Here is a 22,640-nt window from a genome sequence, read left to right as displayed (position 1 = left end):
GATCCCAGGTGCCCCCGACTAGGTTCGCCGCCATGAGCACAAGTGAATTCGTCTACAAGATCGCCACAGAGGCGGCTTATGCGCCCGCCCGCACTGCGTCCCATTTCCTTGGCATGCCGATCGACGCCAAGGATGGCTATATCCACTTCTCGAGCGCCGGGCAGTTGAGCGAGACATTGCGCCTGCATTTTGCCGGGCAAGATGGACTGGTGCTGCTGGCCGTGCGCAGTGCAGACCTGGGCGACGGGCTGGTTTGGGAGGCGTCGCGCGGTGGTGCGCTGTTCCCGCATCTTTATGGCGGACCATTGCCCATTTCCGCCGTCGCCTGGGAGGCGCCGCTCAGCGTTGCCACCGATGGCTCCTGCATTCTGCCCGAGGCTGTTCGATGATCTTTTCCGCCTTTTCGCCGCTGCTGCGCATTCCGGCCCTGTCCGGCCTGACGCGCGAGGCCTTGCTCAAGATGGATGCGGAGACCGCGCATGGCGCGACGATCACCGCGCTTCGCCTCGGCCTCGCGCCGGAGCAAAGCCATCCCGATGGCGCCGAACTACGCACCACGCTCTGTGGCCTCGATCTCAGCAATCCGATCGGCATGGCGGCCGGCTTTGACAAGAATGCCGAAGTGGCGCGGCCGCTGGCGTTGATGGGTTTCGGCATGGTGGAAATCGGCACGGTGACGCCGCGCCCGCAGGCCGGAAATCCCAAGCCGCGGCTGTTCCGCGTCGGCGCGGCCGAGGGCGTCATCAACCGCATGGGTTTCAACAATGAGGGCCATGACGCAGCCTTTGCGCGGCTCAAGGGCCTGCGCGTGCCGGCGGCGCTGGGCGTCAATATCGGCGCCAACAAGGCCAGCGAGGATTTCGTCGCCGATTATGTACTGGGCGTCAGCCGCTTTGCCGATCTGGCCGATTACCTGACCGTCAACGTCTCCTCGCCCAATACGCCAGGCCTGCGAAACCTCCAGGCCGACGAGGCGCTGCGGCGCCTGCTTGGTGAGGTGCTTGCCGCGCGCGCCAAGGCCAAGACGCGCGTGCCGGTCTTCCTCAAGATTGCGCCCGATCTCGATGAGGTGGCGCTCGATGCCATTGCCGCCGTGGTGCTGGCAACGGACCTCGATGGCTTGATCGTTTCCAACACCACCATCACCCGCGATGCGGTGACGGGTCTCGAAAATGCCAGTGAAACCGGCGGCCTCTCGGGCAAGCCGCTGTTCGATCTATCGACCCAGCGTCTGGCGCAGATGCGCCAGCGAGTCGGTGCCTTGCCGATCATCGGAGTGGGCGGCATCCATTCGCCGCAATCGGCCCTGGCCAAGATCCAAGCCGGCGCGAATGCCATCCAGCTCTATTCGGCCATGGTGTTCGGTGGGCTCGACATGCTCGACCGCCTCAAACGCGGCCTGGTTGCCGCGGTTCGTGCCGAGGGCAAGACCAATATTGCCGAACTGGTCGGCACCGAGGTGAACGACTGGGCGTCGGGCAAGGCGCGGCTGGCTTAAGCCTTTTCGGCGCCGATCGAAAACAGCGCCTCGAACTGCCCATCCTCGATGCGCGCGGCGGCAATCACCGCCTGCGTGCGGCTGTCGACGTCGAGCTTTTGCAGGATGGCTGAGACGTGGGCCTTAACCGTGGCTTCCGAAATGGTCAGCTCATAGGCGATCTGCTTGTTCATCAGCCCGTCGCTGAGCATCATCAGCACGCGCACCTGCTGCGGCGTCAGGGTCGATAGCCGGCGCATCAGCGCGGTGTGATCGTCATCGGCGCCGAGCATGGTTCCCTCGGGCACGAAGACCTCGCCGGACAGCACCGTCTCGATGGCGCGACGAATTTCTGTCGGCCCGACAGATTTGTGAAGATAGCCGGCGGCGCCCAATTCGAAGGCGCGGCGCACCACCGTATTGTCTTCCACCGCCGAAATGATCATTACGGGAATGTCTGGATATTGCGCGCGCAGCAGCAGGAGGCCGGAAAAGCCGCGCACGCCGGGCATGTTGAGGTCGAGCAACACCAGATCACAATCGCGATCGGCATCGAGCGCAGCGCTTAACCCATTGAGATCGCCAGCCTCTTCGACGCTGACCGTGGCATCGCCACCCGACAGGGTCTGCCGCAGGGCAGCACGGAACAGCGGGTGATCGTCGACGATGATGATGCGGCGGCGGGTCATGAAACAGCGTGCTCCTTTGAGCCTAGTCTATGGGCAATCCTCGCCCCTGAGTCGACCACTTCTTTCGTCCACCACAACAGCTTGGCGGGGCAGGGCGCGTTGCAGAATGCAGCGGCACTTAACCTGATCTTTACCATGTTTTCCCAAGAGTAAGCGCCACACCTTCGTGTTGAATCGCGAGGGGTCCGCCGCTTTATGACAGGGACTAGCCCATGGCCCGCGCCTACCCAAATCCGGACGCATCCGATCTGGCCCAGGAACCGCACCCCGGCGAATGGCAGGCCCTGCGCGGCGAACTCGTGGCGCTGCTCGATCAGGTCGAGGGGCGCTATGCCGATGTCGAGCGCGGCGAACCCGCGTTGAACGGCATTACCCGCCGCGTCCGCAACCTGCGTGACCAGGTTATCGGGCCGGAGCCTGCCGTTCGTCGCCGCGAGGCGCTGCAGACGGTCAAGCGCGCCGTCGACCGCTTCAGCGAGCGCGACGACGAGGTCCAGCACGAGCCGGAGCGTGATGCGCTTTCCAATGCCATTGCCGAAATTCGTGGTCGCCAGATGTCGGCGCCGGCTGCTGCTTTGGGTCGCCGCGCCAGCGACCAGCCCGAATTCCGCGAACTGACCTCGCTGGTCTCTGGCCTCTCGGGCCGCCTCGAACGCCTCGAGGGCGAACTCAAGCTGCAGCGCGCCAACAATGGCAGCGTCAGCGAAGTCGCCAGCCAGGTCGAACAGCTGACCCATGTCGTCGAACTGCTGGCGGGCGCCGTCGGCGAAACCGGCCAGGTCAAGCGCCTGGAATCCCAGATCGGCGCGCTGGCCGCGCTGATCGAAGGTGGCCCCAAGGTCGATCTGTCGGCGCTCAACAAGCGCCTCGACGATGTCTCGACCACCGTCGGCAAGCTGGCCGAACTGCAGGCTCAGCAGATGGAGCGCGAGATTGCGCGCGAAGATCGCCGCGCCAAGTCGCCTGACACCATCGCGCCCGCCATGCATGCCATCGAAGCCAGCGTGCGCAATGTCTATGACCGCATCGACTCCATCGAACGCAATGTCACCCTGTCCTCGGGCGATTTCGAACGCCTGACCGCTGAAATGGCCGCCTTCACCCAGGTGATGAAGGATAGCGATGTGGCCCCCGGCCGGCTGGTGGCCAAGGTCGACGCCCTGGCTGCACGCATCGGCGGCTTCGAGAATTCCAATGGCGATGTCGCCGGCCTCAAGCAGGATATCGCCTCGCTGCGCGATGCCGTGATGGCCAGCATGGAGCCGCGCTTCCTGCGTATTGAAAGCCAGATCGAAGCCCTCTCTGACCGCATGCCCGGCGACACCGGCCAGGTCGAGAACCAGCTCAAGCTGCTGATGGCCCGCATGGATGAGGCCGGCGACCAACTTAATGGCCTCGCCAAGCTCTATTCCGCCAATCAGCCCGATGCCGCTGGCATGGAGGCCATGGCGACACTGGTTGCCGAGCGCACCAGCGATGCCATCAGCCGCAAGGCGCCGGCCCCGGTCGCCATGTTTGGCGCCGATAGCCTCAAGAGCATTGAAGACCGCATTACCGGCCTGATCAAATCGGCCGGAAAGACGCCAGATTATGAAGCGCTGGCCGATCTGGTCGCCGAGCGCACCTCCGAGGCCTTCGCGCGCTCCACGCCGCCGGCCCCTGCCGCAGGCATCAGCGAAGAAAGCATGGGCCAGTTCGAAAAGCGCATGTCGGCGCTGTTCAACACGGCCGGCAAGGATACGGCCGAGCGCCTGACCCGTCTCGAAGCCGTGCTGACCGCGGCGCAGGCCGAACGCCAGGCTGCGCCAGCTCCAGTGACCGCACCGCGTGCTGCTGCCGTCGCACCCAAGACGCCGACCGATGATGCCGTGCTGCAGGCGCTGTCGCAGGACGAAGATCCGGTCAACGATCGTTTCGATGCCATGCTATCGGCCCTCTCGGGTCCGCGCGCCCCGGCCAAAAGCGATATCATGCCCACCAATCCGGGCGATGACGCGCCGCTGGTCGATCCGGGGTTCAAGGACCAGGGTCCGGTGCGCTCCGCGCTTGAAGCCAAGGTCGGCATTCGTCCGCGTCCGCCTGTCGTTGAACAGCCTGTCGCGCCGCGTCCGGCTGCCACGACGCCTGCTTTTGATCCGACCACGGCCGAACGCCCGCCGCGTCCGCAGTCGAGCTTTGCCAAGGCGGAAAGCGATCCTTTCGCCGCCCTGGCTGCGCCCGCCGTGCCATCGGTGGAAGCCCCCGCCAGCGCCAGCAGCACCAGCACATTCGTCGCCGCCGCCCGCCGCGCCCAGCGTGCCCGCCAGGATGCAACGGCTCCTGCGGCTGCCTCCAGCAATTCGCTGATCGGTCGCGCCCTGTCGCGCGTCATGCCGGCCCAGGCTGCCGCAGCGCCGGCTGTTGATACGGCCGACATCGCCGAGCCAAAACTCGAGAAGCCCGCCAAGGCGCCCAAGCCGGTCAAGCAGAAGAAAGAAAAGCCGGCTCCGGTCGCGCCTGCCTTCGGCGACGCCGATGTTGATGCATCGGTCGCCGGCCAGAGCTTCTTGGCGCGGCACCGCCGTCCGCTGCTGCTGGCTGCCGTTTTGGTGGCAGTCTCCATGCTGGCGCTCAATCTCGTCATCCAGCGCTCGGGTGGCGACACGCCGGCGCCGGACGTTGCGCCGCCTGCCGCTGAAACTCCAACGGCACCGGCAGGTGATGACGTTTCGCTGGTTCGTCCGGAGCCCCGTATCATCGACATGATCGATGGCACGGCCACCGGCTCGATCAATCCCAATGCGCAGATGAGCTTCACCAAGCCCGTCACCGCCACGCCGATGCCGCCGACCCTGATGGCCGCCAACACCGGCCGCGCGGCGATCACCCCGGTCGACGTTCCGGCCGAGACCATGCCGGAAGTTACCGGCAGCATTTCGGCTGCCACGGCGCCCGTCACCTTCGACCTGCCGGCCGAAGCCGTCGGCCCGCTCGAACTGCGCCAAGCTGCCGCCAATGGCGATGCCAAGGCGCAGTTTGAAATCGGCGCCATCTATACCGAAGGCCGTGCCATCCCGCAGGATTATGCCGAAGCCGGCAAGTGGTATGAGCGCTCGGCGGCCCAGGGCTTCGTTCCTGCGCAATATCGTCTCGGCAATCTGTTCGAGGCCGGGCAGGGCGTCGAAAAGGACATCGAAGTCGCCAAGCTTTGGTACCAGCGCGCGGCCGAAGCCGGCAACCGCATGGCCATGCACAATCTCGCTGCGCTCTATGCCGGTGGGCTGCTGGGTGACCAGGAGTTCGAGACCGCCGCCGAATGGTTTGCCCAGGCCGCCGCCAAGGGCATGACCGACAGCCAGTTCAACCTCGGCATGCTCTTTGCCCGTGGTCTGGGCGTCGAGCAGGATTTCGCCCAGTCGTACAAGTGGTTCTCGCTGGCCGCCCGCAATGGCGACAAGGATGCCGCCCAGGCACGCGACGATATGGCCAAGTCGCTGACCGCAGAACAGGTCAGCACGGTCACCGCCGAGGTCAATGGCTGGAAGCCGGAAGCGCTTGATTTGGCGACCAATTTCGCCCCGCTCGGCACCTGGTCCAAGACCTTCGATCCGGGCGAAGTCATCACCACGCGCGATGTCGTCTCCAAGGTTCAGCTGGTGCTCAACAAGCTCGGCTTCGACGTCGGCACCGCCGATGGCGTGGCCGGCCCCAAGACGGCTGAGGCCATCAAGGCCTTCGAACGCGGCACAGGGATGAGTGAAAGCGGCACGATCAATCCGCGCCTGCTGGCCGTGCTGGGCAGCCAGCCGGTCTGACAAAAAACTGTCGTTTGACACCGCCTTCGGGCGGTTCTACGGCCCATTGCAAGGTTCCGCCGCAAGGCGGGACCTTTGACCTATTGTTGACGCACCGTGCTGTAAGGTCGGTTTGCGTCGTGGTGTCTTGAACGGATCCGGTCTTGCAGATCTATCTGCCGATCGCTGAAATGTCGGTGAACCTCTTTTTCCTCGTGGGGATTGGAGGGGCAGTCGGATTCCTGTCGGGCCTGTTCGGCGTCGGCGGCGGCTTCCTGTTGACTCCATTGCTTATTTTCTCCGGCGTCCCCGCTCCGGTGGCCGTGGCCTCGGTTACCGGCCAGGTCGTTGCCGCTTCGACCTCGGGTGCGCTGGCGCATTACCGGCGTGGGGCGATCGACCTGCATCTGGCGATGTATCTGGTGCTGTCCGGCGTGCTCGGGGCGTTTGGCGGCGTCGCCATGTTTTCCATTTTGCGCAATGCGGGCCAGCTCGATCTGGTTATCTCGCTGGGATTCCTCATTCTTCTGGGCTCGGTGGGCACGCTGATGTTGGTCGAGAGCACCCGCGCCATCCTCAAGCAGCGCAAGGGCGTGGTGGTGCGCGAGCGCCTGCCCAATCAGCACAACTGGATCCACGGCCTGCCACTACGGGTGCGGTTCAAGAAATCGCGCTTGTATATCAGTGTCTTACCGGTGCTTATCATTGGGCTGGCCATCGGCTTTGTCGGCTCGCTGTTGGGCATTGGCGGCGGCTTCATCATGGTGCCGGCACTGGTTTACCTGCTGCGCGTGCCGGGCAATGTAGTGATCGGCACTTCGCTGGCGCAGGTCGTGGCGATGATGGCGGCGACCACGATCCTGCATGCCGTACAGAGCCAAAGCGTTGATATCCTTTTGGCTTTTTGCCTGATGGTGGGTGGCACGGCCGGTGCGCAATTCGGTGCGTCGGCCGGCAAATACCTGCGCGGCGAACAGTTGCGTGGGCTGCTGGCGCTGCTGGTTCTGGCCGTCGCTATCCGCTTTGGCCTGTCGCTGGTGATCGCCCCGGCAGACCCCTTCTCGATGGCGGTGGTAGGAGGCATGCAGTGAGATTGCAGCCATCTTTCCACCTGCAAACACTGCGTTTGCTTGCATCTTTCTTCCTGTTTGCAGCCTGCATGATCGCGCCGGCGCAGGCGGCACGGCTGATTTCGCAGCTGTCCAACGACAGCGTCGAAATCACCTCGAGCTTCGATGGCGAGCGGATGAACTTCTTCGGCACCATCGTGCCCGACGCCGGCTCGACGGAGAAGACCGTCGCCGGTCCCTTCCATGTGGTGGTCGTGGTGCTCGGCCCGACGCAGAACCGCGTGGCGCGCGAAATGACCAACACTTTCGGCATCTGGCGCAACACCGGCCAGGTCGAGTTCGACAATTTCCCGAGCTATTTCCATGTGCTGTCGAGCGGGCGGCTCGGCGATATCACCGACATAACGACGCTGACCACCAATTACATCCTGCCCGAAAGCCATACCTTGGCGACCAGCAATACCGACTGGTGGAAGAGCGCGGTCTTCGGCCAGCAATTGGTGCGGCTGATGACCGAGCAGGGCCTGTTCGGTGTGCAGGAAAATGGCGTCAACTTCCTGTCGGACACGTTTTATTCGGCGCGCCTGACGCTGCCCAGCAATGCTCCGCCGGGCCCCTATATTGCGTTGACCTATGTGTTCAAGGATGGCGCGATCATTGCCCGCAAGTCGGAAGGCTTTGCCGTGCGCAAGATCGGCTTCGAGCGCTTCCTTGCGCTGGCCTCCACCCAGCAACCGCTGCTCTATGGCCTGGTCTGCGTGATCCTGGCGCTGTTCACCGGCTGGCTCGGCGGCGTGATCTTCAAGCGCTAGTAGTTGCCGGAATTTTCTGCAGGGCCGTGGCAAGAAAGAAAGTGATGTTGCTACGGACGCAACAAACGAAATCCCATGCGTTGTTAATGCCTACTAAATTGGTCGATTATCGGTCATCCACAGATGGAGGCCGAAATGACTGCAAGCCGTTCAACCACTAAGCCCCTCTTCCGCGCTGCCATGGCGGCACTGTCGCTTAATGCCCTTGCGCTGGGTACTGTGACGTGTGGACTGGCCCTGACGACGGTCGCGGCGCAGGCGCAAAGCCAGGCGTCGATCATCACGGGTCAGTCCGAATTCGAGGCGTTGATTGGCCAAGGAGCCAAGTTGATTGATGTGCGCTCGCCAGCCGCCTATGCTGAAGGCCATGTCGCCGGCGCCATAAATCTGCCCTGGCAGTCCCTTAACGTCTCGGAATCCGACGGCATCCGCAACGAATTCGCCAGCGATGCTGAGTTCGAACGCCTGCTGGGTGAAGCTGGTCTGTCCTATGACGATACCATTCTGATCTATGACACGACGGCTTTGCCGGGCCGTGCCTATGTCGCCTTCGTTTATGCCGGCTTTGACAATGTCCATGTGCTCGACGGCGGCATTGGCGTCTGGCAGGGGGCATTGAGCCAGGATGTGCCGCAGGTGGCGGCAACCACTTTTGCGCTCGACCGCAAGAACGATATCCGCGTCGACAAGGACTATGTGGCCAGCAAGGTCGGTGACGAATCCGCTGTCATCATCGACGGCCGTAACCTTGAAGCCTTCGAGGATGGCCATATCCCCGGCGCCCAGGCGCTGCCAGCCTCAAGCCTCTTGACCAGCACGGCCACTTTAAAGTCCCAGCCCGTGCTGCAGCGGCTGCTCGATTCCGCCGGCGTCAGCCAGGACCGCGAGGTGGTGTCCTATTGCGGCAGTGGCGTCGCCGCTGCCAATAACTATTTGGCGCTGCGCAACCAGGGCTATGACAATGTCGTGCTCTACGACGCCAGCTGGGACGAATGGAGCCGCGATCCCCGTGCGGGCCAGCAGGTCTCGCTCGCCAACTATACCTTCGAAGGCACGCCACTGGCGGGCAATGGCCCGGCCTTCCTCGACGAGGCCGCCGTCAAGGTGCTGGCAGCCGATCCCACTGCCGTCGTGCTCGATGTGCGCTCCCCGTCCGACTATGCCGCCGGCCATATTCCCGGTTCGGTCAATGTCTTCTGGGACGACACGTTCGATGGCGACCGTGTGCTGAAGTCTGTGGAGGAGCTGCAGGCGCTTTATACTGCGGCAGGTGTCACGCCGGACAAGCGCGTGGTGATCTTCACCCGCGGCGGGCTTCAGCTGTCGCATAGCTTCACCGTGCTCAACCTGCTCGGCTATGGCGATATCGACTTCTTCACCGGCAAGTTCGAAGGCTGGCAAAACGGCGCCTTCCGTCCCGCCGTCTAAGCTATCGGTGCGGGGTCAGCCCCGCACCAACCGCTTGGGGCTGACCGGATAAGTGCGGTCCTTGCCTAGCATGGTGACCTCCAGCGCCGGCCAGTGGAACAGACCCAGGAAGGCTGGGGAGAGGATGTTGATCGAGCCGGTGGAAGCGCCATAGGCGGGCAGGATCAGCAGGCGATTGTCATGCACGAAGCACGGCCGGCGGGTCGAGCGGCCGTCGATGTGGATATGCGCTGCCGGGTGTAAATGACCGGCCATCAGACCGTTAGCGCCCTTTTTGGGCTCATGCGTCAGCGTCAGGCCGCCAAGGTCCAGCTCGGGCAGGCAGGTGCCGCCGATGGCGTGGGGGGCCGGGTCGTGGTTGCCGGAGAGCCAGATGCAATCGACGAGATCGGTCAGCGCATCGAGCCGCATGCGGTCCGAATTGGTTAACAGACTGCTAGCATCGACGCGATGGAAACTGTCACCCAGCGAGACGAGCCGCTTGGCGCCGGTGCGACGGATATCGCTCTCGAGACGCGCCAGAGTCAGGCCGGTGTCATAGGGCGGCAGCATCTGCCCGCGGCGGGCAAAGCTGGCCATTTTTTCGAAATGCAGGTCGGCAACCAGCAGCGTTTCCTGCGCATGCCAATAGAGGCCGCCGGAGGGCAGGGGTTCGAAATTATGTCCGGCAAAGCGCAAGATCGGCGTCTCCGTGATCTCGGCTTTATATAGGGTCTGACCCAAGAGCTTCCCGCATCAATTCATCGGCAGCATCCGCCATAGCTGATTCGCGGCCTTCCCCGAAAATCGGCTCCTTGCCGATATCTAGGAGGATGGGGACGGCGAGCGGCGAGACGCGCTCCAGCGGCTTGTGCTCGATATGCTCACGGATGCGGCGCAGCATGTCGCCGAGGCGCTCGATATCGAGCAGGCCGCGGGCGGCGTCGCGGCGGGTGGCCTGGATCAGGATGTGATCGGGCTCGTGCTGGTAGAGCACGTCATAGATCAGGTCCGACGACATGGTGATCTGCCGGCCAGTCTTTTCCTTGCCCGGATGACGCCGTTCGATCAGGCCGGAAATGATGGCGCAGTTGCGGAAGGTGCGCTTCATCAGGGCGGAGTCATCGAGCCAGTCTTCGAGATCATCGCCCAGCATGTCTTCGGAGAACAGCTCATCCAGCGACAGCCGCTCGGAGCGGATCAGCGCCGAGAGATCGCCCAGGCCCCAGATAGCCAGGGCATATTCGCTGGCGACGAAGCCGAGCGGGCGGGCGCGGGCGCGTTCGAGGCGGCGGGTCAGCAGCATCCCCAGGGTCTGGTGGGCGAGGCGGCCTTCGAAGGGGTAGCAGACCAAATAGTTCTGGGTGCCGCGCGGGAAGGTTTCGACCAAGAGGCTATCGCGCCGCGGCAGGACGGAGACGTCGCGCTGCAGGCGCAGCCAGTCGCTGACCTGGTCGGGGAGTTTTTTCCACTCATCGGGACTGTCGAGGATCAGTCGCACCCGATCTGCGAGATAGGTGGATAATGGAAAGCGACCGCCCATATAGCTGGGGATTTTCGGATTGGCCGACTGGGCGCGCGAGACGAAAGCCTCATTGTCCTTGAGGCCCTCGAAGGCGACGATTTCGCCGCCGAAGATGAAGGTATCGCCGGGCAGCAGCGTGCCGAAGAAATACTCTTCCATCTCGCCCAGCACCCGACCACCGGCACCGATTGGGCTTTTGCTCTGGCCTTTCTTGAAGCCACGCGAGCGGATCAGCCGGACCCGCACCATGGGCTCTTCGATAATGGTGCCGATGTTGAGCCTGTATTGCTGCACCACCTGCGGATTGGCGACGCGCCACAACCCGTCTTCGGTGCGCTTCAGCCGCGCATAGCGCTCATAGGCGCGCAGGGCATAGCCGCCGGTGGCAACGAAATCGACCACCCGCTCGAACTGTTCCCAGGGCAGGTCGCGATAGGGCCAGGCGCGGCGCACCTCGTCATAGAGGTTCAGCGCATCGAAAGGCGCGGCGCAGGCCATGCCCAGCACATGCTGGGCCAGTACGTCATAGCCACCATTGACCGGGTCTTCGCTGTCCTGGTGGTTTTCGGCCACGGCCTCCAGCGCCGCTTCGCATTCGAGCACTTCAAAGCGGTTGGACGGCACCAGCATGGCCTTGGAGGGCTCGTCGAGCCGGTGATTGGCGCGGCCGATGCGCTGCAGCATGCGCGATGAGCCCTTGGGCGCGCCGACCTGCACCACGAGATCGACATCGCCCCAGTCGATGCCGAGGTCGAGCGTCGAGGTGCAGACCACGGCCTTGAGCTCACCCGCCACCATGGCGCTTTCCACCTTGCGGCGCTGTTCGACCGAGAGCGAACCGTGATGCAAGGCGATCGGCAGCATGTCGTCATTCACCGCCCAGAGGCCCTGGAACAGCAATTCGGCCTGGCTGCGGGTGTTGACGAACAGCAGGGTGGTGCGGTGCTGCTTGATGACCTCGTAGAGGTCGGCATGGGCGTAATTGGCCGAATGGCCGGCCCAGGGCAGGCGCTGTTCGGTTTCGAGGATTTCCAGCACCGGCGGCGCGCCGCCCGTGGTGGTGAGGAGATGGGTTTCGCGCAGCGTGGGCTGGGCGATCCAGTCGCGCAGCAGGTCGGGCCGCGCCACCGTGGCGCTGAGGGCGGTGATCTGGAGGTTTGGCGCCAGCTTGGCAATGCGCGCCAAGGCGAGCGACAGCAGTTCGCCGCGCTTGGAGGTGACCAGAGCATGCAGCTCGTCGAGCACGATGCGCTTGAGCGAGCCGAACAGGATTTCGGCCTGCGGATGGCTGATCAGCAGGGCCAGCTGTTCGGGCGTGGTGAGCAGGATATGCGGCGGTTTGGTCCTCTGCCGCGCCCGCTTGCTGGCCGGGGTATCGCCGGTGCGGGTCTCGGCACTGATCCTGAGGCCCATTTCGAGGATGGGCGCATTGAGATTGCGCTGCACGTCGACGGCCAGCGCCTTGAGCGGGGAGATGTAGAGGGTGTGGAGGCCGTCGAACTTGCCGTCGACCAGATCGACCAGCGTGGGCAGGAAACCGGCCAGGGTCTTGCCGGCGCCGGTCGGGGCGATCAGCAGGGCCGATGCGCCCGCCTGCCAGCTGGCGAGGACGTCGAGCTGGTGCTGGCGGGGGGACCAGCCCTTGCCGGCGAACCAGTCCTCGATGATGGGGGGGAGGGCGGTGGTCACGCGCAAATCTGGCAAGTCACACCTTCTTCAAATCACATTTGACCCTATATGATCCCCAAGCCATCACAACAGGCGCGGAGGACTAGCCATGAGCGATCAACCCGAGACCCAGCCGCGCCGTTCCGCGCTGGAGCGCTTCTTTGGCGGGCATCCGCTCAATGTGGTGCTGAAGCTCGCCTTCATCTCGCTGCTGGTCGGGCTGACCATGGCCTTCTTCGGCGTCAATCCGCAGAGCGTCATTCGCGGCGCGATCGAGGTCGTTCGTGAAACCTTCCGCGATGGCGCCGGCATGTTCCGCAGCATTTTCGGCTATATCATCACCGGCGCCGTGCTGGTGGTGCCGATCTGGCTGCTGATCCGCCTCAGCAAGGCGCGCTGATGGACCGGCTGCAACTGACGCCGCATCAGGCCCTGTCGCGGCTGGTGCCGCATATTCTGGAGCTGGCCAGCAAGGCGCATGGCCAACGCATTGCTATTGGCCTGGCCGGTGGGCCGGGCACGGGGAAATCCACGCTGGCTGCCGAGCTGGTGACGACGCTGGACATGACACATCCGGGCATTGCCGCGCTGGTGCCGATGGACGGCTTCCACATGAAGCATGCCAAGCTCGAGGCCATGGGGCAGGTCGATTACAAGGGCGCGCCGCATACCTTCGAGGGCGCCGACTTCGTCAGCTTCCTGCATCACCTCAAGCATGCCAAGGACCCGGTCAGCGGACCGGGCTATTCGCGCAAGATCGAGGATACGGTCGAGAATGCCTTCACCGTGCAGCCCGAGGCGAAGATCCTGATTGTCGAGGGCAACTACCTGCTGCTGACCGAGGGGCCATGGGCCGGGGTGAAGCCGCTGCTCGATTATGCGGTGTTTATCGATGTGGACCGGGAGCTGGTCAAGGCGCGGCTGCTGAAGCGCCATGGCGAAGAGGGGCTGTTCACCGAGGAGCGGAACCGGGCGCATATCGAGCGCAATGATCTGCCGAATTACGATCTGGTGGTGCAGTCGCAGGATCGGGCGGATGTGGTGATCGAGATGGATGTGGCGGGGTAGAACTACCCCACCCGTTTCGCCGGGCTGCGGCTCTGGTTGGCCAGTCCCGAAATTGTCGCGCGCAAAGCTGCCGGCTTCACCGGTTTGGTCACCACGGCAATGCCGCGTTCCTCGGCCAGCGTCCGCACCTGCGGGCTGCGGTCGGCGGTGACCAGGGCGGCGGGGAGATGGCCGCCCAGATTGTGGCGCAGCCACTCGATGGCATCGAGGCCCGAGGTCTGGTCGAGGTGATAGTCCATCAACACGAGGTCCGGATACCAGCCCTCCAGCAAGCGTTCGCGGTCGATCTGTTTCAGCGATAGCGCCGAGCGAACGTCGCAGCCCCAGTGGCGTAGCAGGCCTTCCATGGCCTCGATGATGGCACTTTCATTGTCGACGCAGAGGATTTTGAGCCCCTGCATGCCGAAACTCGCTTCGGGTGGTGCCGCGCTGGCCTCGGTGGTGGCGCGAATGCCGCGCGTCGCCGGCAGGAATAGCGAAAAGCGCGAGCCGCGGCCTTCGACGCTATCGAGCTCCAGCGTCAGCCCGAGCCCGGTGACCAGGCGCTGCACGATGGAGAGGCCGAGGCCGAGGCCCTGCGCCATGCGGGCGCCGCGTTCGAGGCGCGAAAATTCGGCGAACAGCAGGCGGTGCTGGTCCTTGTTGAAGCCAATGCCGGTGTCGATCACGTCGAGCCGTATGCGATTGCCGCGCTTGCGCAAGCCGACCAGCACCTTGCCGCCGGGCGCGGTATATTTGATGGCATTGCTGACCAGGTTCTGCACGATGCGTCCGACCAGCGAGCGATCGACCATCACCGTGGCATCGCTGGCCATGATGCGCAGGGCAATATTGCGCTCGCGCGCCATCGGGCCGAATTCGACCTCGATCTTCTTGAGGATATCGCGGCCGGCCACCGGCGCCGGGATGGGTTTGAGCGCCCCGCTGTCGATTCGCGAAATATCGAGCAGCGCCCCCATGATGTCTTCGACGGCGGTGAGCGACGCCTCGATGGAATTGGCGAGATCGGCGAGGCCGGTCGATTTGGCGCGCTCGATCAGGGTGGAGGTATAGAGCCGGGCGGCGTTCAGCGGCTGCAGCAAGTCGTGGCTGGCGGCGGCGAGAAAGCGCGTCTTGTCGTGATTGGCGGCATCGGCCTTGGCGCGGGCAGTTTCGAGCTCGGCATTGACGCGCTTGAGGGCCGCGGTGCGCTCATCGACACGCTGTTCGAGCGAAAGGTTGGCGCCCTCCAGCGCTTTTTCCGCCCGCACCCGCGCGGTGACGTCGGAAAAGCTGATCACCAGTCCGCCATCGGGCAGGCGGGACGAGTGAAACTCCAGCGTCTGCCCGGCATTGCCGAGGCGCTGGGTGACGGTGGTTGGCGTGGCGGTGAGGAGGTTAATGCGCTCGATGGCGAGACGGGCGGCATCGCCGGGGCCGAAATCGCCGCGATCGCCGAGATAGAGCGCGATATCGAACAGCGGCGTGCCGCGCTTGACCAGCTCGTCGGGCAAGGCGAGCAGTTCATTGTAGCGGCTGTTGGAGGTGACGAGGCGCAGCCCGGCATCGAACACGGCAATGCCCTGGGGAATGTGGTCGATGGCCTGCCGCAGGCTGGCGGCGGCATCTAATGTCTGGGCGGGCATCGGGCAGTCCTGGGGCTTTGAGAGCGCGCCGGGACTATCCTCCCGCCGATAAAGCTGCGCAAGACCAACTCTCGGCCCATTGCAATTGTCTGTCCGGTAAGGCTTTGTTAACCCCCGCAGGTCGCGCGGCTCCCCCCAGGGAAGGGGCGGATATCAAGCAGAGAGGCTAGACTATGTTCAAGGAATTCAGAGACTTCGCCATCAAGGGCAATATGATCGATCTCGCCATCGGCGTAATCATCGGTGCGGCTTTCGGCGCCATCGTCTCGTCGATCGTCGATGACATCTTCATGCCGCTGATCGGCCTGATCATCGGCGGCATCGATTTTTCCAACCTCTTCGTCGTGCTGTCCAACCCCGGTGAAGTCGCCGTGCCGTCGCTGGCCGCCGCCAAGGCCGCCGGTGTCGCCACGCTCAATATCGGCCTCTTCATCAACGCCATCGTCAAATTCACCATCATCGCCTTCGTGCTGTTCCTGGTGGTCAAGGGCATCAATCGCCTGAAAAAGCAGGCTGCTGCCGAGCCGGTTGCTTCGACGCCGGCCCCGAGCAAGGAAGAAGTCCTGCTCACCGAAATCCGCGACGCCCTGCGCGCCACCCCGCGCGTCTAGGTCGTTCTACGGATTATTCCGTAGTTAAGATGAAAAGCCTTTGACACCTACGTACTAGGCATTTAAACCTAGTACGTAGGTGGTTCATCCTACGTGTTTTCCTTATCGGTCTGCAGGAACACCTAGCGCAAACTACCGTGGAGTGTCCGTGCCGAATCCATGAGCGATCTGCTTGTGGCTACAACTATATTTTTGACTTGAGCGAAACTTGCCAGGGGGATGGGCAGTATGAGCGACGAGGTCTATTATTCTTTTCTCAATCGGGATCGGCTGATCCACATTGTCGATGCGGATCTACCAACCTGCGAGGCGCTGAGCGTCTTGTTCCGCCTCGAAGGCTTCCAGACAGTGTTTTCCATCACTGTGGAGCAGTTCTTCATCAATCTCGAACGGCGCCGTCCGGACGCCTTTATCATCAACATGCGGCTGGCCGAAGAAAGTGGCCTCAGCCTGTTGCGCCGGGTCAAGGCGATGCGCACCGGTACGCCGGTGGTCATGCTGACCGAGGAGCCGCAACTGTCATCGGCGGTCACCGCGATGAAGCTGGGCGCCACGGACGTGGTCTCCAAGCCGATCGATACCGAAAACCTGCTCACCGTGATGCGCGACGCGTTGCGCCTCGACCTGCAACTTGATGGGCTGCACAATGGCCGCGGAAGGGTAGAAGTGCGCGGCTTCTCCCAGCTTACGCCGCGCGAACGGCAGGTGCTGCAGCTGATCACCAATGGCCAGTCCAACAAGGAAGCCGGCCGCGAACTGGGCATTTCCCCAAGGACCATCGAAGTGCATCGAGCGCGGGTCATGGAAAAACTCGGGGCGCGGAATACGGCGGATTTGATCCGGATTGTGCTGGCGAGTTGAGGGGAGGTCCCCTCAAAATAGATCCGCGAAGTCATAGGGCGTGCCGTGGACGTGGCCGCGGCGGGTGGCGATGGTGCCTTTGCGGTTGAGGACGTCGCCGCGCGCCTTGAGGGTGGATTTCTGGGCGCGCAGATAGGCGAGAACCAGCAGGTCAACGTCTTCGCCGGTCGTGGTGTCGCGCCACAGCGCGGCATTGCGATGGGCGTCCTTCCAGCCCCAAAAATTATCGTCGAGCCCGGCCAGCCAGTCGCAGACCAGATCGTCGGCCCGGCCGGTGCCGGCGGCGGTCTTGAAGGCTGAAACATCGGCAAAGCCGAGGTCCTTCATGCTGCCATTCTGGGTGACGACGTCGAAGAAGAACACCAGCTGCTGGCGGGTGCGGACCCCGCCATTGCGCGCGACGGCCCAGCTTTTGGCCAGGGTCTCGGCGCGTTCGGCCACGGCGCGGATGCGGTCGTCCTGCAGCTCGCGCAGCCGCGGCGAACCCATCAACTGCTGCAATTCCCGCCTTGGGTTCTGCAGCAATTTGCCATGCGACTGCCAGCCGCGCACGATAGAGAGGCCCTGCGGCGTCGCCGCGGTACAGGCGCGCCACATCGCCTTGCCGAATTCGGGCATATTGGCCATCACCACCGCTTCGCCCGCCTCGCGGATCATCGGCTGCAGCGAGTTCTGGCCGATATTCCACTGCAGCACGCCGCAGGAAATGCCCTGGCCGTCGAAATCGCCGGTGGCGCCAAGATAGGGCTTTTCGCCATTCTCGAAGCGCCCGACCAGGTCGGTGAGCAGCTTGATATCCTCGGCAGTGATGCTCATCGCAGCCTCCCCTAGAGCGCGTCGTCGATGACGCAGAAGCAGTTCGGAATGCGGTGGCCGTCCTTGCCCGGCCAATGTTCGTCGGCAAAGGCCTTCATCGCCTCGATCAAGGCGATCACCCGGGCACGGCTATCGGCATGGACGATGTCGCTCTGGCCATTGCGCAGGGCCGAGGTGGGGTGGATGCAGCCTTCCGAGGACAGGAAGCCCATGGCCGGATGGATCAGGATTTCCTCGCGCGTGCCGGTTTCGGTCAGCTCGATGCCGGGGCGCGGCTTGGTGCCAAAGTCCACCGCGCCCGGCGTATAGCCGACGGTGCGATATTTGGTGCCATGTTGCGTCCACAGCGGAAACCGGCCGGGCGCGATGCGGCGGTCATGGAGATTGCCCAGCGGCGTGCTGTCGCTCGGGCCCTTCTGTTCGGCCATGAAGCCATCCAGCCCATCCATACGCTCGCCATGGATATAGACCTGATAGGCGCCGATGGTGCGCTCGCGGCGGTCGTCGCCATTCTGGCGATGCTGAACCTGCTGGCGCACGATATGCAGCTCGAAGCCCTGTCCCCTGATCGGCATACCCTCCCTCCCATGCACTGTCGCGTGAAGCGCCAGCATGTCGCGCGCGGCAGGTCATGCGGAATGCGGGCCGGCTACCATTAGTATTGGTGGAGGGGCTGGGGTTTTACGGAGTGCGAGGTGGTGTTTGATCAGCAGGCATGGATGGGCCCGCGGAACAGGCGTGAACTTGACGATGTGATGGGAAGGCGGCGCCCTGACGATGCTCCCGATCTGGAATTGGGACTTCGGATCACTTCTGAGCGGCGTCTTTGGGGTGGGAAGAGGACTGGCAGGTTTCAGGTGTTGTCCAATCAGAAGCTGCCTCCTAGCCTTCAACTTCAGACAATGAGAGGGGTAGACATCAGCGCGGGCGTTGTAAGATATCGCGGATGTCTTCTTCCGGCCTTTGCCCAAGCCCAAGCCGCAGGCTCTTTGGCACCTCTGGATCGATGCCGATGTCGCGCAAGGATGCTTTGTCCAGGCACGACAGTTTGGACTTGGTGGCCCAGTCTGCCACCCATTTGACGATAGAAAACCGAAAGCGGTTCAGCATTTGGACCTCCTTTGTTATCGGGACAACGGCGAACGGAAGCGATCACGACCCGAGTGGGGTCGTGTCGGGTCGCGTGGTCGCAGCGATGTTGTACGGCGGCAGGCCGACTGAGCCCCGGATCTGGCGCCTACACGGGGTCTGGGATGATCACCTTGCCTGCCTCGATCAGCGCAAGCATGGATTCTTGGACGGCCTCCAGGCTGGTGTAGCGCGGCGAGTATCCGATGCGCCTGCGGCTCTTTTCGATGGAATGGCATGAACTGCGGATGACATGACCGCGCGAATTCTCACGGAATTCCTCATCGAGCGTAGCCAACCAAGCGTCCATCGGGACGAAGGACAAACGCGGCTCCTTGCCGAACCATCGGTACACCGCCTCCGCGTAGCCCTTTAGCGTGACGGCTTGGTCGGAAACGGTGTTGAAGACCTCGCCGATAGTGGCCGCCCTGTTTTCAATGGCGCGGATGATCCATTGAGCGACATCATCGGCATGGACATGGTGAACCATTTCCAGTCCAAGATTGGGAAGGAGCAGTTCCTCTCCTCGAGCGATAAGAGAGAATACGCTGGGATCCGAGTTGCCGCGAGGAGATGTCGGGTACCAGCCTTCGCCGACGATGTGTCCGGGACGGAATGCCGTCGCCGGAAAACCGTGAACGCGCGCCTGCTCCATGAGCCAAGCTTCGCTTTCGGCCTTTCCACGACCATAGTCGTCAATGGGACTTACCGGTTCTGTTTCGGCAGAAGGAACAGTGGTCAGGCCACCATAGACCCAGATCGTGCTGCAAAAGATGTAGTGCCCGATTTTTCCCTGTAGAGCCTCGACCACATGCTGGGTGCTGACCAGATCGAAGGAGATCATGTCGACGACAATATCGGCACCGAGATCGGCAATTTTCGATCCGAAAGTTCCAGCCTCCTCCTCGGCCGAGCGGTCCATCGTAACATTCTGGATGTGGTTCCACGCGTAGTGAGAGCGATAGGGCCTAGCCGCTCCGCGGCTTACGTTTAGTACCTGATGGCCGAGCTGAACCAGCCGCGGCAACAGGTAGCTCCCAACATGTCCACTCCCGCCAATGACCACGATCCGAGACATTGGAACTCCCTTCCCTCGCATATTTGAATGAGACGCTATCACGACTTGTCTGGATGCATTAGTGCGTCTAGACCTTCTGTGTCTGTGAAATAAGCTCATCAATGCCTCGCGATCACATCAACGAAATCTACGCATTCCTGGCGGTAGCACGCACGCATAGCTTCACTAGAGCGGCAGCCGAGCTGGGCGTTACCCCATCCGCGCTAAGCCACAGCTTGAAAGGGCTTGAGGAGAAACTTGGCGTTCGACTGCTCACGCGCACGACGCGAAATGTGGCCACGACCGAAGCAGGCGAGCGTCTCAAGCGCCAGATCGGTCCATTGTTCGATCAGATCGACGAGGAACTAGAGGCCATCTCCTCGCTGGGCGGCAGCCCAGCGGGCTCTCTTCGCATAACGTGCACGGATCACCACATCGAATCCATCTTCCGGCCCAAACTGGGCGCCTTCTTGCGAAGGTACCCCGATATTCGAGTTGAGCTAGACATGAACTATGCCTTCGTAGACATCGTTGGGGAGCGCTTCGATGCCGGGGTCCGGATCGGAGAATCCCTTGAGCGAGACATGATCGCCACGCGCATAGGTCCAGATTGGCGGTTCAGTATTGTTGGCTCGCCGATGTACTTTGCCGAAAACGACAGGCCAAAAACGCCGTTCGACCTCGACCAGCACAACTGCATCACCTTGCGGATGGCCAGCGCGGGCGGCTTTCTGAGGTGGGAATTTCGGTCTCCGGAAGGCAAGGACCTGCGTCTGCGCGTCGAGGGTCAGGCATCCTACAACACGATTGGACATGTTCTCGAAGGTGCCGTGGATGGGCTGGGCCTAGCATTCGTTCCGCAAGAACTGACAGCACCGTATCTAGATAGCGGTCAACTGATCGAAGTGCTGGTGGACTGGTGTCCACGCTATGATGGTTGCTATCTCTACTACCCCAGTCGCAAGCAGAACTCACCTGCATTCTCGGCCTTCGTAGATTTCATGAGATATCGCTGACCACAGGTTCACCTTCGTTTCGCTAAACCGCGTCTGCTTACAGGGAACATGACCACTGAGCCAATGTCCGATTTGGGGTCGGTTGCAGACGATCGTTGAGCAATGGCAATGCTTGCGGAGCATCCTTCAGCTCAGCACGTCAAAGCACCCATAGCTTCACCTAGGTAGATGAAGTCCACAGCGTCGGCCTCAAGCCCCGATCGTCGGTGGCGTCATTTCGCCCCTGTACCGAAGGCAATGCTGCGTTGATCCGGGCTTTTACCCAGCGGCCCCGCGTTGCGCGGCGTCGCCCCCGAACCCGCGGCATGCGCGGCCGGCATGGCGGATGTGTTGGAATATGTGTACATATTATAAGCTCACATATTATATGTGCACTTTGAAAGTGACACCGATCCATCATGCAGCCCAGCGATCCACCCATCGGCTACCTCATTCATGAGGTGTCCAAAGCTTTTCGCCGCCGCTTCGAAGAGGTGGCGCGCCAGCATGACCTGACGCTGCCGCAATGGCGCGTTCTGGCCGAGCTGACCCGGCAGGGTGGGCTGTCGCAGACCCGGCTGGCCGGTGCGGTCGATGCTGATCCGATGACCATGAGTGGCATCCTCGACCGGCTTGACAAACGTGGCCTCGTCGATCGGCAGCAGGATCCGGCCGACAGCCGCGCCAAGATCGTGCGGCTAACCCCGGAAGGCGAGGCCCTGTTCAAGACGGCCAAGGCGCTGGGTACCGAGCTTTCGATGTCTGCCGTGGACGGCATGAGCGCCGCGGAATTGACGGCCCTTGCCGATGGCCTGACCAGAATTCGTAACAATCTCAGCGGTATGGCCGCAGAGCAGAAGGATAGTGTGTGATGAGTGCCCAAGTGTCCAAAGCCGAAATTGGGCAGGCCAAGCCCGTGACCCAGGCCGCCAATGACGCAGTCGCTGCGCCGCAGGCCGCTGCGCCCGAGGCCAGGAAGCGCCGGCCGGGCCGGCTCGTGCTGATGGTGGCCGTGCCCCTGCTGATCGCCGGTGCCGGCGGCTATTTCTACCTGACCGGTGGCCGCTTCGAAGAAACCGACAATGCCTATGTGCAGCAGGCCAAGGTCGCCGTGTCCTCGGACATTGCCGGCCGCATCGTTGCCGTCAACATCTCGGAAAACCAGATGGTGCATGCCGGCGACGTGCTGTTCAGCATCGATGCGGCACCCTATGAAATCGCGCTGAACCAGGCCAATGCCGCCCTCGGCTCGGCACGGGTCAATGTCGAGCAGCTCAAGGTCAGCTACCGCACGGCCCAGACCGCGCTCAAGGCCGCCACCGGGACACTGGCCATCCAGCAGGCGAGCTATGATCGCCAGGATTCCCTGGTCGCTCAGGGCGTCTCGTCGGCTTCGGCACTCGATCAACCGAAACTGTCGCTGCAGACGGCACAGAATGCCGTGGCCTCGGCCGAGCAGCAGGTGGCCAGCGCCACTGCGGCCCTGGCCGGCAATCCCGATATTGCCACCGACGAGCATCCGGCGGTGCTGGCCGCCTTGAGCCAGGTCGAACTGGCCGAGCGCAATCTCGGCAAGACCGAAGTGGTCGCGGCTGCCGATGGCGTGATCAGCCAGATCGCCAGCCTCAATGTCGGGCAGTTCCTGCCGATGGGCACCACCATTGCCAGCCTTGTCGAGACCAAGGGCACCTGGGTCGAAGCCAATTTCAAGGAAACCCAGCTGGCCGCCATCCATATCGGCATGCGGGCGGAAGTTGCCGTCGACGCCAGCCCCGGCGCGCCGCTCGAAGGCACGGTGACCAGCATTGGCGCGGCGACCGGTTCGGAATTTTCGCTGATCCCGGCGCAGAATGCCACCGGCAACTGGGTCAAGGTGGTGCAGCGCATCCCCGTGCGCGTGGATTTCGACGCGCCGAGCGACGTGCAACTCCGCTCCGGCATGAGTGCACTGGTCAGCGTCGATACCGGCAAGTCGACGCTCGACAAGCTGCAGAGCCACTAGGCCGACAGCCAGGCCGAAAAGGGATGCCGCCGCGCGCGGCATCCACCCCATTTTCT

General features: G+C 63.0%; 21 protein-coding genes. 13 read left to right on the top strand and 8 right to left on the bottom strand.

Annotation, left to right across the window (positions count from 1 at the left end):
* Nucleotides 1-32: 32 nt before the first annotated feature.
* Complete coding sequence (locus tag BM045_RS16815; protein ID WP_092185343.1) at nucleotides 33-389, top strand: DUF952 domain-containing protein; 357 nt, start codon at nucleotides 33-35, stop codon at nucleotides 387-389.
* Nucleotides 386-1,498: a quinone-dependent dihydroorotate dehydrogenase gene (locus BM045_RS16810; RefSeq protein ID WP_092185341.1), complete on the top strand. Its 1,113-nt coding sequence runs from the start codon at nucleotides 386-388 to the stop codon at nucleotides 1,496-1,498. Before BM045_RS16815 ends, BM045_RS16810 begins: the two co-directional genes overlap by 4 nt.
* Here the strand turns inward: BM045_RS16810 and BM045_RS16805 are convergent.
* The gene (locus tag BM045_RS16805; protein ID WP_092185339.1) at nucleotides 1,495-2,166 is read right to left on the bottom strand and encodes a response regulator; all 672 of its coding nucleotides are present in this window, start codon (nucleotides 2,164-2,166) and stop codon (nucleotides 1,495-1,497) included. The genes BM045_RS16810 and BM045_RS16805 overlap by 4 nt on opposite strands.
* 212 nt (nucleotides 2,167-2,378) lie before the next feature.
* Between BM045_RS16805 and BM045_RS16800 the strand changes: the two genes are divergently transcribed.
* The 4 genes from BM045_RS16800 to BM045_RS16785 all read left to right on the top strand — a co-directional run bounded on the left by BM045_RS16800 (nucleotide 2,379) and on the right by BM045_RS16785 (nucleotide 9,249).
* Nucleotides 2,379-5,960 carry an SEL1-like repeat protein gene (locus tag BM045_RS16800; protein ID WP_092185337.1) on the top strand — a complete coding sequence of 1,194 codons (3,582 nt, stop codon included), beginning with the start codon at nucleotides 2,379-2,381 and terminating at the stop codon, nucleotides 5,958-5,960.
* A 143-nt stretch (nucleotides 5,961-6,103) separates the two neighbouring features.
* Complete coding sequence (locus tag BM045_RS16795; RefSeq protein ID WP_092185335.1) at nucleotides 6,104-7,030, top strand: sulfite exporter TauE/SafE family protein; 927 nt, start codon at nucleotides 6,104-6,106, stop codon at nucleotides 7,028-7,030.
* A gap of 68 nt (nucleotides 7,031-7,098) precedes the next feature.
* Nucleotides 7,099-7,821, top strand: coding sequence for a TIGR02186 family protein (locus BM045_RS16790; RefSeq protein ID WP_092185333.1), 723 nt, complete (start codon nucleotides 7,099-7,101; stop codon nucleotides 7,819-7,821).
* A gap of 135 nt (nucleotides 7,822-7,956) precedes the next feature.
* On the top strand, nucleotides 7,957-9,249 hold the full coding sequence (locus BM045_RS16785; protein WP_170848556.1) for a rhodanese-like domain-containing protein: 1,293 nt from the start codon (nucleotides 7,957-7,959) through the stop codon (nucleotides 9,247-9,249).
* Between the two features lie 15 nt (nucleotides 9,250-9,264).
* Here the strand turns inward: BM045_RS16785 and pdeM are convergent, their stop codons facing one another.
* The gene (pdeM, locus tag BM045_RS16780; RefSeq protein ID WP_092185329.1) at nucleotides 9,265-9,972 is read right to left on the bottom strand and encodes a ligase-associated DNA damage response endonuclease PdeM; all 708 of its coding nucleotides are present in this window, start codon (nucleotides 9,970-9,972) and stop codon (nucleotides 9,265-9,267) included.
* Nucleotides 9,953-12,442, bottom strand: a complete 2,490-nt coding sequence (locus tag BM045_RS16775) for a ligase-associated DNA damage response DEXH box helicase (RefSeq protein WP_244523033.1) — start codon at nucleotides 12,440-12,442, stop codon at nucleotides 9,953-9,955. The genes pdeM and BM045_RS16775 overlap by 20 nt, the downstream gene beginning before the upstream one ends.
* 88 nt (nucleotides 12,443-12,530) lie before the next feature.
* Here BM045_RS16775 and BM045_RS16770 point away from each other — a divergent pair, with 88 nt between their 5' ends.
* Both BM045_RS16770 and BM045_RS16765 read left to right on the top strand, forming a co-directional pair.
* On the top strand, nucleotides 12,531-12,821 hold the full coding sequence (locus BM045_RS16770; protein ID WP_092185325.1) for a DUF6460 domain-containing protein: 291 nt from the start codon (nucleotides 12,531-12,533) through the stop codon (nucleotides 12,819-12,821).
* Nucleotides 12,821-13,489: a nucleoside/nucleotide kinase family protein gene (locus BM045_RS16765; RefSeq protein WP_092185323.1), complete on the top strand. Its 669-nt coding sequence runs from the start codon at nucleotides 12,821-12,823 to the stop codon at nucleotides 13,487-13,489. The genes BM045_RS16770 and BM045_RS16765 overlap by 1 nt, the downstream gene beginning before the upstream one ends.
* 2 nt (nucleotides 13,490-13,491) lie before the next feature.
* Here BM045_RS16765 and BM045_RS16760 read toward each other — a convergent pair whose 3' ends face one another.
* Nucleotides 13,492-15,114: a hybrid sensor histidine kinase/response regulator gene (locus BM045_RS16760; RefSeq protein ID WP_092185321.1), complete on the bottom strand. Its 1,623-nt coding sequence runs from the start codon at nucleotides 15,112-15,114 to the stop codon at nucleotides 13,492-13,494.
* A gap of 173 nt (nucleotides 15,115-15,287) precedes the next feature.
* Here BM045_RS16760 and mscL point away from each other — a divergent pair, with 173 nt between their 5' ends.
* Together mscL and BM045_RS16750 are read left to right on the top strand one after the other, a co-directional pair.
* Entirely contained in the window at nucleotides 15,288-15,725 is a 438-nt protein-coding gene (mscL, locus tag BM045_RS16755; protein ID WP_092185319.1) for a large conductance mechanosensitive channel protein MscL, read from the top strand.
* Between the two features lie 228 nt (nucleotides 15,726-15,953).
* Nucleotides 15,954-16,586, top strand: a complete 633-nt coding sequence (locus tag BM045_RS16750) for a response regulator transcription factor (RefSeq protein ID WP_170848555.1) — start codon at nucleotides 15,954-15,956, stop codon at nucleotides 16,584-16,586.
* A gap of 12 nt (nucleotides 16,587-16,598) precedes the next feature.
* On the opposite strand, the gene BM045_RS16745 is transcribed toward BM045_RS16750, so the two are convergent.
* From BM045_RS16745 to BM045_RS16730, 4 genes are all read right to left on the bottom strand, one after another.
* On the bottom strand, nucleotides 16,599-17,402 hold the full coding sequence (locus tag BM045_RS16745) for a hypothetical protein (RefSeq protein ID WP_092185317.1): 804 nt from the start codon (nucleotides 17,400-17,402) through the stop codon (nucleotides 16,599-16,601).
* Nucleotides 17,403-17,413: 11 nt separating this feature from the next.
* Nucleotides 17,414-17,977, bottom strand: coding sequence for a hypothetical protein (locus tag BM045_RS16740; RefSeq protein WP_092185316.1), 564 nt, complete (start codon nucleotides 17,975-17,977; stop codon nucleotides 17,414-17,416).
* Between the two features lie 343 nt (nucleotides 17,978-18,320).
* The gene (locus tag BM045_RS16735; RefSeq protein WP_092185315.1) at nucleotides 18,321-18,512 is read right to left on the bottom strand and encodes a hypothetical protein; all 192 of its coding nucleotides are present in this window, start codon (nucleotides 18,510-18,512) and stop codon (nucleotides 18,321-18,323) included.
* 127 nt (nucleotides 18,513-18,639) lie between these two features.
* Nucleotides 18,640-19,608: an NAD-dependent epimerase/dehydratase family protein gene (locus BM045_RS16730; RefSeq protein ID WP_092185314.1), complete on the bottom strand. Its 969-nt coding sequence runs from the start codon at nucleotides 19,606-19,608 to the stop codon at nucleotides 18,640-18,642.
* 101 nt (nucleotides 19,609-19,709) lie between these two features.
* Between BM045_RS16730 and BM045_RS16725 the strand changes: the two genes are divergently transcribed.
* From BM045_RS16725 to BM045_RS16715, 3 genes are all read left to right on the top strand, one after another.
* Nucleotides 19,710-20,603, top strand: coding sequence for a LysR family transcriptional regulator (locus BM045_RS16725; protein ID WP_092185309.1), 894 nt, complete (start codon nucleotides 19,710-19,712; stop codon nucleotides 20,601-20,603).
* A 398-nt stretch (nucleotides 20,604-21,001) separates the two neighbouring features.
* Nucleotides 21,002-21,454: a MarR family winged helix-turn-helix transcriptional regulator gene (locus BM045_RS16720; RefSeq protein WP_092185308.1), complete on the top strand. Its 453-nt coding sequence runs from the start codon at nucleotides 21,002-21,004 to the stop codon at nucleotides 21,452-21,454.
* Nucleotides 21,454-22,584 (top strand): HlyD family secretion protein, encoded by a 1,131-nt coding sequence (locus BM045_RS16715; RefSeq protein ID WP_092185307.1) that lies wholly within the window; start codon nucleotides 21,454-21,456, stop codon nucleotides 22,582-22,584. The genes BM045_RS16720 and BM045_RS16715 overlap by 1 nt, the downstream gene beginning before the upstream one ends.
* The last annotated feature ends 56 nt before the right edge of the window (nucleotides 22,585-22,640 follow it).

This window comes from Devosia sp. YR412, from assembly GCF_900110945.1.
GTDB lineage: Bacteria > Pseudomonadota > Alphaproteobacteria > Rhizobiales > Devosiaceae > Devosia.
This window is presented reverse-complemented; position numbering and strand designations above follow the sequence as displayed.